Annotated in this window: 11 protein-coding genes; 4 read left to right on the plus strand and 7 right to left on the minus strand. The window is 69.8% G+C overall.

Annotation, left to right across the window (positions count from 1 at the left end; all coding sequences use genetic code 11):
- The coding region (locus C8K38_RS01860) for a (Fe-S)-binding protein (protein WP_143548369.1) at positions 1-1,280 on the minus strand (1,280 nt) is incomplete at its 3' end.
- A gap of 358 nt (positions 1,281-1,638) precedes the next feature.
- Between C8K38_RS01860 and C8K38_RS01865 the strand changes: the two genes are divergently transcribed.
- The gene (locus C8K38_RS01865) at positions 1,639-2,316 is read left to right on the plus strand and encodes a hypothetical protein (RefSeq protein WP_097209999.1); all 678 of its coding nucleotides are present in this window, start codon (positions 1,639-1,641) and stop codon (positions 2,314-2,316) included.
- Positions 2,317-2,771: 455 nt separating this feature from the next.
- Here C8K38_RS01865 and C8K38_RS01870 read toward each other — a convergent pair whose 3' ends face one another.
- The 4 genes from C8K38_RS01870 to C8K38_RS01885 form a co-directional block, all read right to left on the minus strand.
- Positions 2,772-4,070: a S1 family peptidase gene (locus C8K38_RS01870; protein WP_097210000.1), complete on the minus strand. Its 1,299-nt coding sequence runs from the start codon at positions 4,068-4,070 to the stop codon at positions 2,772-2,774.
- 141 nt (positions 4,071-4,211) lie between these two features.
- Positions 4,212-5,561 (minus strand): S1 family peptidase, encoded by a 1,350-nt coding sequence (locus tag C8K38_RS01875; RefSeq protein WP_097210001.1) that lies wholly within the window; start codon positions 5,559-5,561, stop codon positions 4,212-4,214.
- 99 nt (positions 5,562-5,660) lie between these two features.
- On the minus strand, positions 5,661-6,575 hold the full coding sequence (locus C8K38_RS01880) for a DMT family transporter (protein WP_097210002.1): 915 nt from the start codon (positions 6,573-6,575) through the stop codon (positions 5,661-5,663).
- Positions 6,576-6,607: 32 nt separating this feature from the next.
- Complete coding sequence (locus C8K38_RS01885) at positions 6,608-8,344, minus strand: Hsp70 family protein (RefSeq protein ID WP_179800423.1); 1,737 nt, start codon at positions 8,342-8,344, stop codon at positions 6,608-6,610.
- Positions 8,345-8,515: 171 nt separating this feature from the next.
- Between C8K38_RS01885 and C8K38_RS01890 the strand changes: the two genes are divergently transcribed.
- The 3 genes from C8K38_RS01890 to C8K38_RS01900 are packed head-to-tail and all read left to right on the plus strand — an operon-like array spanning position 8,516 to position 10,875.
- Positions 8,516-9,556 (plus strand): Dyp-type peroxidase, encoded by a 1,041-nt coding sequence (locus C8K38_RS01890; protein ID WP_097210004.1) that lies wholly within the window; start codon positions 8,516-8,518, stop codon positions 9,554-9,556.
- Positions 9,553-10,356 (plus strand): family 1 encapsulin nanocompartment shell protein, encoded by an 804-nt coding sequence (locus C8K38_RS01895; protein ID WP_097210005.1) that lies wholly within the window; start codon positions 9,553-9,555, stop codon positions 10,354-10,356. The genes C8K38_RS01890 and C8K38_RS01895 overlap by 4 nt, the downstream gene beginning before the upstream one ends.
- Positions 10,357-10,359: 3 nt before the next feature.
- Positions 10,360-10,875 carry a nitroreductase/quinone reductase family protein gene (locus tag C8K38_RS01900; RefSeq protein ID WP_097210006.1) on the plus strand — a complete coding sequence of 172 codons (516 nt, stop codon included), beginning with the start codon at positions 10,360-10,362 and terminating at the stop codon, positions 10,873-10,875.
- 25 nt (positions 10,876-10,900) lie between these two features.
- Here the strand turns inward: C8K38_RS01900 and C8K38_RS01905 are convergent, their stop codons facing one another.
- On the minus strand, positions 10,901-11,368 hold the full coding sequence (locus C8K38_RS01905) for an RDD family protein (RefSeq protein WP_097210007.1): 468 nt from the start codon (positions 11,366-11,368) through the stop codon (positions 10,901-10,903).
- Positions 11,365-12,138 (minus strand): hypothetical protein, encoded by a 774-nt coding sequence (locus C8K38_RS01910; RefSeq protein WP_143548370.1) that lies wholly within the window; start codon positions 12,136-12,138, stop codon positions 11,365-11,367. Before C8K38_RS01910 ends, C8K38_RS01905 begins: the two co-directional genes overlap by 4 nt.
- Positions 12,139-12,182 lie beyond the last annotated feature (44 nt).

The raw sequence follows: 12,182 nt of genomic DNA on the forward strand, positions 1-12,182 counted from the left end.
TGGTAGCGGCGCATGTCGATGATGTGGTCGACGTGTTCGATGTCGACGGGGCACTGCTCGACGCAGGCGCCGCAGTTGGTGCACGACCACAGGGTTTCGAGGTCGATGACCGGAGCCAGCTCGCCCTCGACGGTCTCGCCGACCAGCTTGCGGCCGGCCTCGGTGAGCGCGGCCTCGGGGATCTTTGCCAGCGCGGCCTCGTTGACGTTGCCGTCGGCGTCGACCAATCCGACCTCGTCGCCACCCATGTCCTTGCGGCCGCCGGCCAAAAGATAGGGCGCCTTCGCGTAGCCGTGGTCTCGCAGCGACATGATCAGCAGCTTCGGCGAGAGCGGCTTGCCGGTGTTCCAGGCGGGGCACTGTGACTGGCAGCGGCCGCACTCGGTGCAGGTGGTGAAGTCGAGCCAGCCCTTCCAGGAGAAGTCCTCGATCTGGCCGGCGCCGAGGGTGTCGGTGTCGGGGTCGACGTTGTCCATGGTCAGGGCCTTGCCCTTGGACATCATCGGCTTCGCGGCGCCGAGGGCGACGCCGCCGTCGTTCTCACGCTTGAAGTAGATGTTCGGGAACGCGGAGAAGCGGTGCCAGGCGACACCCCAGGTGATGTTGCGGCCGACCACGTACAGCCAGATCATGCCGGACATCAGCTTGACGAACGCGAAGATCGAGACCATGACCGCGCTGGCGGGCAGCAGCTTTGCGACGTTCATGGTGAAGAAGTCGGTCCACGGGTTGGCGTGGCCGTAGGTGGCGATCTTGCCTGCCTTCACCATGACCATGCCGAGGCCCTCGACGAACACGACGATCTCGACGAAGTAGGCCGGGCCGAACTTCGAGCCGCCGAAGCGCGAGAGCCGCTCGGGGATCCGCGGGTGGTTGAGCTGGCGGATCACGATCAGCACGGTGATGCCGACGATGGTGCCGATGCCGAGGAGCTCGTCCCAGAGGTGCCACATCCAGGTGTCACCGAAGATCGGCCAGTGGAACTCCGGGTTGAAGGTCTGGCCATAGGCCTCGAACCACAACAGGAAGCCGCCGAGGAAGCCGATCATCACGAGCCAGTGCGCCCAGCCCACGGTGCGGAACTTCTGCATCCGGGTGTGCGCGATGAACTCGATGATCATCTGCTTGAAGCGGGGGACGAACGGGCGCCAGCGGTCCGGGGCTGGTTGACCGAGCTGCACCGTCTTCCCCATGGTCCAGGCCCCACTCAAGAATGAGGCCCAACACACAAGGCTGAGCAGTGCGCCGATCGTGCCCAACGTGATCGTCAGGGCGTTCATGTCACGGCCTTTCCTTCTACGACGGCAACGCCAACGAACTTCTCGGGCGGAGCCTCGGGGCTTGTCACAGCTAAGTTACTCGTCGGTAGCATCCCGAGCCAACGTCGAGTCCATGGTCGCATCGCCCGGGGGTCGACGCGAGGCACAGGAGTTCTCACGCTCACCGTAATTTGTGCCCCTGTGGGGGGTTCAGTGCAGGTCAACCTAACTTCGCCGGATGACCTGCGGAGAAGTGAGCGGAACGAAAGGGTCGGCGGCCAATTGCTGCGCCTTGTTCTCAGAAGAATCACAGATTAGTGTCCACCGAGACTGTGTTGTGACCCATGTGTCAATTTTGGTTTCCAGAGGGGATTTGTAGATGAGGCTGAAGAAGTTCGCGGCGACGTCGCTGATGGCGATCGCGGCGCTGGGTGTGGGTGCGGGCACCTCGTACGCGGCACCGGCTGCGCCCGCGCCCGAGACCATCGACTGGAACTCGAAGGTCGAGGGACAGTCGGTCGTGACGACCATCGACGCGGGCGGCTTCAAGGTCTCCGGTGACGGCCAGAACATCGAGCTGCAGGACAACGCGGGCAAGGCCGTCGTCAGCCTGCCGCTGGCGTTCCAGCTCAACAGCCTTAAGTTCCCGATGGAGCAGAAGATCAGCGAGGACGGAAAGACCGTCACCCTGACCCCGATCTTCGACCTGGGCAAGGCCAAGCCGGTCACCCCGGCCGATCGCGGCGACCGTACCGTCGGCAACATCGCGATCAAGGACATCGCCTCGCCGGCCGAGAACCTGAGTGCGCAGCAGACCTTCAGTGCGCAGCTCGCGGTTGCCACCGCCTCCGGTGGTCTGATCGGCACCATCATCGGTGCAGTCGTCGGCACGTTCATCATGCCCGCCGTCGGGACCGTCGCGGGCGCAGGCATCGGTGGCATCGCCGGAACCATCCTCGTCGGTGGACCGACCCTGATCGCCGCCGGCATCGGCCTGGGCCAGACCCTGCTCGCCGAGCCGGGCACGAGCATGTACGCCGAGCACCTGCAGAAGTAGTACTCGCAGAGCAACGAAAGCGGCCCGTCACCTCTACGGAGGGGACGGGCCGCTTTCGTTTGTCGTGGCCTCGTGGATGGCGCCGCCCGAGTGGGGTCGCCGAGGTCGCGAGCGTGGAGGGTGCGGACCAGCGGTCCGCACCCTCTCAGTCGCTCAGGACGCGGTGCCCGCGTTCGTTGCGATGGTGACGATGTAGCCGAACGACTTCATCACGATAGGGAGCAGATCCTCCATGGAACTTCCTTCTGTACGCCGGCGCGAGTGCCCGGCAATGTTCTGACTGGGCCCCCCAGTCAGGTTGTCGCTGGCGCGCGCAATCCTCCCCGCCCCAGGAACAACGGGATTCTACCGTTAACCCGCGGTTCGGTGGGGTGTTACCCCGGAATGCGAAAAGGGGCCTCGAACGCGAAAGTCTGCGTCCGAGGCCCCTTTTCGTGAGGCCGTGAATCCTCGATCTAGCCCGTGCGGACCTTCAGGCCCGGGTTGGCCGCGAGGATCGCGTTGATCGGCGTCCCGTACAGCTGGGGGCTGTCACCGACCAGCGTGGTGACCACGGAGGCCAGCTCGCAGTACATCATGTCGCCCACGTTGGAGGCGCTCGAGATGCCAAGCGCCCTGGTGCCGGTCACGATGGCGCCGCCGCTGTCACCCTGCAGCGCACAGATGTTCGCGGTGAAGCCGTTCTTCAGGGTGCGGGTTCCGACGTCCACGATCTGGTTGACGGAGTTGATGGTGCCGCAGCTGAAGCCGGTGGTGAGGCCGGACTTGCACACCGGCGCCCCGACCACGGGATCGGCGGTGCCGGTGATCGGCACCGGGTTCGCGCCGGGGGCGCGCACGAAGTTGTTCTCGAACCGCTTGGTGGCGGCGTCGTCGATCTTGATCACCGAGTAGTCGAGGCCCTCGACGGTCGACTTGGCGAAGGTGCCGAAGCGATCGCCGAACGCGGCGCCGTGCGTCTCGAACGCGATCGAGGCGGCACCGGTGCCCGCGGCATCGCGGTTCGGGTCGCAGTGGCCGGCGGAGATGTTCACCGCGCGGCCGGAACCGTCCGTGCCGTTGAAGCCGAGTGAGCAGCGGAACGCACCGTCCGCGTTCTCGGCGGCGTAGGCGTCACCACCGAGGCGGGCATCGGCGGCAACCGGGCTCTCGGCGACCGGCGGCGCGGACGAGCCGAGCGCCGGGGCCAGCACGACGCGAGCGGACTCCAGGAAGTCGGGCAGCTGCAGACCCTGGCCCTCGGCGGTGTTCTGGACGCGCAACACGACGTCGTTGTTGACCGTGTCGATCGCGGCGCCGCTGATGAGACCGGACAGCGGTGCGGGGAGCTTCTCGATCCAGCTGTTCATGTGGCCGAGCTGATCGCGCAGCGCGCGCTCGCTGCGCGGCAGGTCCTTCACCTTGTAACCGGCTGCCTCGACGGCCGCGCGGGCGGCTACCTTGTCCGGGCCGTCCGCCAGACCGATCAGCGGCGAGCCGGCCGGGTCGAGCCACGCGCCCGCGAAGGACTCGGGGAACTTCCCGCGCATCGTGTTGGCGAACTCCACCAGCTTCTGCCCGGCCTCGGCCTTGTCGAGGTACTGGGCGGGGCTGAGGCCGAGATCGCGCTGGATCGCGGCAACCAGGTCGGCGGGCAGCGCGGTCGCGGGCGCCGGGGCGGCGGGCTCCGCGTGCGCGAGGGCCGCGCCGGGCGCGATCAGGAGGAGGGCCGCAGAGCCGATCATCGCGGCACGGCGGGCGCGAACGCTACGCATGGGGACCTTTCGGATTGAGGGCATGCGGGCATGACCCATCCGTTTAGGCCGGGTCAGTTGTAGCGACTATATGGGTTACGCCCGCCGTTGCCTACCGGAAACCATCGGATGATTCGGCGCCGCGGCGGCGCCGCTGATGTATCAGGGGCGCGCGTTTCCGGCCCGGACCTGCAGGTCGAGGCCGAGAGTCGCGTTCGCGTGGTTCACGATCTTCTCGATCGGGATGCCGATGCTCGCGGTGCCGCCCTCGGGCGCCAGCACGAGGTTGGCCTCCGTGCAATTCGGGGCACCGCCGGAGTTGGAGCCACTGGTGATGCCGAGGGCCCTGGTCCCGGTCAGGATGGCGCCGCCGCTATCGCCGCCGAGGGTGCAGGTGGAGCCCGCGAACCCGCGGACCAGGCGGGTGCTGCCGTCCGCCATGTGCAGCGGGGCGTCGACGCTGTCGGCGAGGACCATGCCGCAGGTGAACGTGGAGGTCTGGCCGGACTTGCAGATCGGCGCGCCGATGACCGGACGCGCCGTGCCGGTCACGGTGACGGTGGTGCCGTTGGCCCCGCGGACGGTCGGCTTGTCCAGCCCGGCGGCGGTGCCCGCCTCGTTGAGCTTGATCACCGAGTAGTCAAGGCCGCCCGCGGCCTCGCCCATCGCGGAGTGCCGGAAGGCGCCGATCTGCGTGCTGCGGGAGACATCGGCGAAATCGGGCAGGTAGACCGGGGCGCCCGCGGGCACCTTCGCGTTCTCCTGCGAGGGATCGCAGTGGCCCGCGCTGAGGTTGTAGGGGGCACCGGCGGCGTCGACGGCGTTGAAGCCGAACGAGCAGACCCCGATCTCGCCCGGGTCGATGTCGCGGGCGATCGGGCGCGGAGTGCTGATGTAGGTGTCGCCGCCCTGCGCGTGCGGGTCGACGGGCGGCTGGCCGCCGGGGCTCAGCACGACCTTCAGCCCGGCCAGCAGCGTCGGCAGGTTCAGTGCCCGGCCGATGGGGCTGTTCACCACGTCGATGACGACCCGGTTCTCCAGCACGTCGATGGAGCTGGAGTTGATCTGCGAGGAGACGTCCTTCGGCAGCCCGAGGATCCACTTGTTGACCTCTGCCAGCGAACCCTCGAGATCCTTCGCGGACACCGCGGCGAGGTGGGTTGCATAGCCGTCGCGGGCCACCCGCTGCGCTTCGGCGGTGGAGGTGACCGCGACGACGGGGACGCCGTCGACGCCCATCCAGGAACCGGCGTAGGTGGCGGGGCTGCCCTCGCGCAGCGTCTGCGCGTAGCCGGCCAGTCGCTGCGCGGCCTCGGCACGCTCGATGTACTGCTGCGGGGTCAGCTTCAGGTCGCGGGCGATCGCGTCGACGAGCTCTGCCGGCAGCTGCTGCGCGACCTCGGCGGGCGAATTCGACTGGGGTTCATGCGGTTCGGCCTGTGCAATAGCGGAGAACGGGAGCAGGGTGGCCGAGGCGAGGATTGCGGCGCGGAACGCCAGCGGGAGACGCATGAAGACCCTTCGTCGAGAGCGCGGATGTATCAGCGCTCCACCTTAGGGCAAGTGTGGCTTTGCCGCCCGTGTGCCTGATAGACCGGTTGGCGAACGCATCTATGCCGTCTCGACGCTCTCGGCCGGAGCCTTCGAGGGCTTCGGCCGGGAGCGCGAGACGGCCACGCCCGCCAGGCACAGCGCCCCGCCCGCGAGCGGGAGCAGCCCCGGCAGCTCGCCGAGGAACACCCAGGCCATGGCGACGACCAGAGCGGGCACGGCGTAGGTCGTCGCGCCCATGCGGCCCGCCGTCGTACGGGCCAGGGCGTAGGCCCAGGTCGTGAAGGCCAGGGCGGTCGGGAACACCCCGAGGTACACCATGTTCAGCGTCGCGGAGAGCGGTGCCCGGCTCGCCTCGTGGACGAGCTGCCCGGCAAACGGCAGACACGCCACCGCGCCGACGAGGCACCCGAAGGTCGTGATCTGCAGCGCGCTGCCGTGCGACAGGGCGGGCTTCTGTGCGACGACGCCGCCCGCATACGCAACGGCCGCCAACAGGCAGAGCAGGACGCCGAGGACCGAGGAGTGCCCTTCGCCGGACATCGACAGCCCGACGGCGATCGCGCCTGCGAAGGACACCGTCATGCCCGCGATCAGCCGGGGCGGCAGAGTCTCGCCGAGGAACCGGGCGCCGAGCAGGGCGATCAGGATGGGCCCGATGTTCACGATCATCGCGGCCGTACCCGCGTCGACCTCCCGCTCACCCCAGTTGAGCGCCACCATGTAGACGCCGAACCACAGGAGGCCGGACACCACGATCCCCCTCCAGGCCGCCCGCGACGGCAACCCCTCCCGCCGGATCAGCAGGACCGCACCGAGGACGAGAGCCCCGGAAAGCAGCCGACCGAGGGCGAGCGCGCCGGGGGAGTAGGCGGCCCCGGCGCTGCGGATCGAGACGAAGGCGGAGGCCCACAGGACCACGGTGACACCGGCGGCGGCGAGCGCCAGACGCGTGGTGGCACGAGTGTTGGTCATGGGGTGACCGTAGGCAATTCGCGCCCGGTGTGTCAGGCGACGGCCGCTCCGTCGGCGGGGGTGGTCGTGGTGGTCGTCGCCTTCGGGGCGGTCGTGGTCGTTGTGGTGGTCGCCTCGGTCGTCGTGGTGGGCTTGGTTGTCGTGGTCGTCTTCGGGGTGGTCGTGGTCGGCCGGTGAGAGGGGCTCGGCTGGGCGGGCGGCGTCGTGACGACGGGCGGCGGGGCCTGGGTCGTCGGGGCGACGGTGGTGGTGGGCGCGGTCGAGGCGGGGCTCGATGTCTTGCTGCTCCTGGCCGTTGTGGACGCGGGCGCCTTGGTCGTCGTGGTGGTCGGCCGAAGCGAGACGGTGACCTTGGGCGTCGCGGACGGGGCGATGACGGGGACCGCGGTCGCGGGGGCATCGGCGGAGCGCAGGCTCACCACCAGACCGACCAGCGCGACGGCGAGGATCACGCCGGCCGCCGCCGTGATCGCCGTGGTGCGTTGGAACCGGAAGCGGGGCGCCGCGGCCGTCGGTGTCGCCGCAGCAGGGGCGAGCGGCACCGGATCCGGGTCCAGCAGGACGGGGAGCACCGGACGGCCGGGGCCGGCCTCGGTGAACGCGGTCGGTGGGCCCGCGACCGAGACCGCGGGCATGATCACGGTGTCGGCGTCGCCATCGATGTCGGTGCGGACCGCCGCGACGGTGGCCGCGGCGACCGCCGTGGTGATGGCGCCGCCCGCCGTACCGCCCGCCGCGATGATCGCGGCGCCGTGCGCGCCCGTGTATCCCGGCCGGGGCGGCAGCACGGTCGGCAGGCCGACGGTCGCCTCGGCCAGTCGCGACACCAGCGGCATCGCGGATCCGCCGCCGGTCAGCAGCAGCGCGCACACGTCCGACAGCGCCAGGTCATGGGCGCCGATGGTCTGCTCCACGAGGTCGAGCGACCCGGTGATCGACGATTCCAGCAGCTCCTCGAGCTCGCTGCGCAGCAGGGTGACGGTGGCGGTGGCGCCCGCGAGCTCCACGGCGAGCTGAGTCTCGGTCGCCGTGGACAGTGCTTCCCTGGCCTCGGCGCACCGGCGTCGCAGCACCGACAGCTCGGCCCTGGTGGCCGGATCGCTCAGGTCGACCTGCCCGAGGTCGCCGGCGGCCGAGCCCAGTACGTGCTCGAGGATCGCCTGGTCGAAGGTGTCGCCACCGAAGCGGGTGGTGAAGGTCGACGGCCGGAGGAGCCCGGCATCCGTGCCCGTGCGTACCAGGGAGATGTCGAGCCCGGCGCCGCCGAGGTCGAAGACCGCGACGATCGCGTCGCCAAGCGTGCCGTGCGCCGCCTCGAGCCAGGTCACCGCGGCCACCGGCTCGGGGACCAGCGTGACCCCGGCCAGCCCGACGTGGGCGAGGGCCTCCCGCATCGACTGCGTGGTCGCGTCGGACCAGCGTGCGGGGTGGGTGGCGATGATCTCGGGCTGTTCGGACAGGCCGGGGAATGCCTCGGCCGCCTCGTGCACGAGGCTGTGCATGGCGGTGGCGACCAGGTCCTCGGCCAGGTATGCGGAGCCGTCGCCGATCACGAGTCCGGCCGGATCGCCTGCGTGCGCGGCGAACCCGGAGATGACGTCGGGCGCATCGACGGGTGAGCCGAGTATCGCCTCGCCCGCCGCCGTCAACTGCAACGTCGCGCGACGAGCGATGGTGGCAGGCTCGGCGCCGGTACGAGGACTTTCGGTGGTGTGGAGGACCGCAACGGCGTTGGTGCCGCCGACCCCCAGCCCAAGCCCCGCGGCCATGTCTCTCCCCCATCTCATTGCTGTCGCGCTCGCCGGGGGTTCGCGCGTCGCGCTGCCGGACCGACGCGCGATCTCGGGCGACAGCCTATCTATTCGCCTACGCTCGATCCGGAGAGCATCGACGCAAGCGGGGTGGTGATCCTTGGCCCTGCGCGAGGTACTGGGAGAAATATGACCGATCCCGAATCACCACCGGTGCCGCAGCCGGTCCTGGAGCCGCTCAGCGCGGCGGCCCTCTTCCTGGTGATGACGGCAGGCCCCGGCGCCGAGGACGCGGTCACCCTCCGCGATGTGGCGTCGGACGTCGGGTCGCTGGTCCGGGCGGTGGGATTCCGGGAACTCGCCGGGTCCCTGTCCTGCGTGGTGGGTTTCGGTTCGGAGTTCTGGGATCGGGTGGGGCCGGGCGCCACACCGGCCGGGCTGCATCCCTTCGTCCCGCTGCGAGGCGAGGTGCACAGCGCGCCTGCCACCCCGGGGGACGTGCTGTTCCACATCAAGGCTTCCCGCGCGGACCTGTGTTTCGAGCTGGGGCGCCTGATCCTGGCGGCGCTCGGCGACGCGGCGACCGTCGCGGACGAGGTGCACGGGTTCCGCTACTTCGACGCCCGCGACCTGCTCGGCTTCGTCGACGGGACCGAGAACCCGACCGGTGCGGGCGCGGGCGCGGCGGCCCTGATCGGGGCGGAGGACCCCGCTTTCACGGGCGGCAGCTACGTGATCGTCCAGAAGTACCTGCACGACATGGCCGCATGGGCCGAGCTGAGCACCGAGGAGCAGGAGCGGGTGATCGGGCGGACGAAGCTCGAGAACGTCGAACTCGACGACGCGGCCCTGCCGAGCAACTCGCACGTCGCGCTCAACACCATCGTCGACGACGACGGGACCGAGCACGAGATCCTGCGCGACAACATGCCGTTCGGTTCCCTCTCCGCGGGCGAGTTCGGTACCTACTTCATCGGTTACGCGAAGGACCCCGCCGTCACGGAGCTGATGCTGCGGCACATGTTCCTCGGCGATCCGCCCGGCAACCACGACCGGATCCTGGATTTCTCCCGGGCGGCGACGGGGACCCTGTTCTTCGCGCCGAGCCAGGACCTGTTGGAGGCGCTGGCCGACATCCCCGTGCCGGACGTCGAGGAAGCGGAGCCGGAAGAGGTTGCGCCGCGCGACCTGTCCCTGAAAATCGGTGATCTCAAAGGAGTGTCTCAATGACTGATTCGAGCAATCTGCACCGGAACCTCGCGCCGGTGACCGAGGCCGCGTGGGAGCAGATCGGTGAAGAGGCCGCACGCACCTTCAAGCGTCACGTCGCCGGGCGCCGGGTTGTCGACGTGGCCGGGCCGTTCGGGTACTCCTATTCCGCGCACAACCTCGGCCGGGTGCGCTCGATCACCGCATCGGACAGCAGGATTCGGGCACAGCTCCGCGAGGTGCACCCGCTCGTCGAGCTGCGCTTCCCGTTCACGCTCAGCCGCGCGGAGATCGACGACGTGGCCCGCGGGTCGCTGGACTCCGACTGGCAGCCGGTCAAGGACGCGGCCAAGGCGATCGCGTTCGCCGAGGACCGCACCGTCTTCGCCGGCTTCGAGGAGGCCGGCATCGTGGGCCTGGGGCCGTCGAGCAGCAACCCGCCGCTGTCGCTGCCCGAGGACCCGCTGCTGGTCCCCGACGCCGTCGCCTCCGCGCTGTCGGCGCTGCGACTGGCAGGCGTGGAGGGACCGTATTCCCTGGTGCTCGACGCGGATACCTACACCGCGGTGAGCGAGACCAGGGACGAGGGCCACCCGGTGTTCCATCACCTCAAGGACCTCGTCGGCGACATCATCTGGGCCCCGGCGGTGGCGGGCGGCTACGTGCTGTCCACCCGCGGCGGCGACAACCAGCTCACCCTGGGGACGGACCTGTCGATCGGGTACGACAGCCACACCGCCGAGTCGGTGACGCTGTACCTGGAAGAGACGCTGACCTTTTCGTCGTTGACGGCGGAGGCCGCCGTCGTGCTGGGACGCTGACCGATGTCGGGGTCGTCGAGGTACCGCGACGTCAACCCGCTGTACCGGGCGATGCGCGACCTCGCCGGGACCAAACCGATGGCGTGGTTCTTCGCCCGCACGCTCCACCACGTCGACGGCCCCGTCTACCGGTTGACCAAGGGGCGCAACACCTTGACGACCCTCCTCACCGGACTGCCGCTGGTCATGCTCACCACCACGGGGGCGAAGAGCGGGGCGAACCGCACCGTCCCCCTGGTGGGGATGCCGGATGGGGACCGGATCGTGGTGATCGCCTCGAACTACGGACAGCATTCGAACCCGGCCTGGTACTTCAATCTGCGCAAGCATCCCGAGGCCACGGTCACCGTCGCGGGCGGTGAGCCCCGGCAGGTGGTCGCCTACGAGGCGGAGGGGGAGGAGCGGGAGCGACTGTGGCGCATGGACCTGGAGGTCTATCCCAGCCGTGCCGCCTACAAAGAACGCGCCACCGACCGGCGGATCCCGGTGATGGTGCTCGAACCCGGGGCAGGCGGCTGAGCCCGACGACGCGAGGGCTCACCACTCAGCCGATGAGCTCGCTCGATTCCTTCCGCCAGTCGTAGACGACCCGGGTCCGCAGGACGATGTCCTGCAACGACCGTCGCCGGGGGTCGACGGCCGCCCACAGCAGGCCGACGGCGAACAGGACGCAGAGCACGGCCCGCACGGCGGCGCGGGGCAACCGGAGCAGCCGGCCCTTGGCGGTGACGACCCGCAGCCCCATCGCCACCGCGCCGACGGTGCGTCCGGTCGTGACCCAGCAGCCGGTCAGGTACACGACCGACACGGTGAGGGTGACGGTCGCCGAGGCCAGAAAAGCCGGCTCGGGGAACCGGAAGTTCTGCGGGGAGTAAAGCAATCGCACCAGGGCCAGGCCCAGGTAGGTCACGCCGATGATCGCGAGGACCACCCCGAGGTCGATCACGGCGGCGATCGCGCGGGTGATGATCCCGGCAGGCCGGTGCGGAGGTTGATCGAGGTGCTCGGTCACGGCGCCGGGTCCCCGGGGCGGCCGCCGCCGATGGGCACCTCGTCGTCCGGGCCGGGGCCGCGGCCGAACAGCTTGCCCACGAAGCCGGCGACTGCGTCGTCGGCCTGCATGCCCTGGCTCCGGACCCCGCGAACCGCCTCGGAGGACAGCGAACCCGTCGACTCCCGGATGATCTCCGGCAGGTCGACGCCCTCGATGATGTCGTTGGCGAGGCCGACGAGGTCCATCCGGGCGATGATCGCGTCGATGTCGATCCGGCGCGCCACCTCGTCGAGGTCCACCCGCGCGATCTGCCTGTTGAGGTCGACGGAGTCGACGATGCCGTCCAGGTCGAGCCTGCCGATCACGGCGTCCACGTCGAGCCGGGCCGCGATGCGGTCGACGTCGATGGTGGCGGCGATCTGGTCGAGATCGAGGGACTCGGCGATCAGGTTCAAGTCGACGTTCTCGCGCACGAGGCGGGTGAGATCGATCTCGAGCAGGGCCGCCGCGACGACCTCCCTGATCACGAGGCGAAGCAGGTCCTGGACGGTCGGGGCGGCGGTCCGCGCGACCTCCTCGCCGCGCGCCCGCAGCGCGTCCGTCGTGGCGTCGAGGCGCCGGGCCAATCCGGGCACCCGGCGCAGGGTGCCGAGGGCGAAACGGGCCGTCGCGCCCACCACCTCGGCCGCCGTGACCGCGGCGCCGATCGCCACGAAAACCACTTCTGCGCCGGGAAGGCTCGCGGGCGGCCGGCTCGGCGCGGGCGTGACGTGCTGGTCCGGTGACATGGTCCCTCCCAGATCGGGGTCTGACGCGAAGAGGTCAGGTCGTG

The sequence above is a fragment of the Rhodococcus sp. OK611 genome (assembly GCF_003050885.1).
GTDB lineage: Bacteria > Actinomycetota > Actinomycetes > Mycobacteriales > Mycobacteriaceae > Rhodococcus_G > Rhodococcus_G oryzae.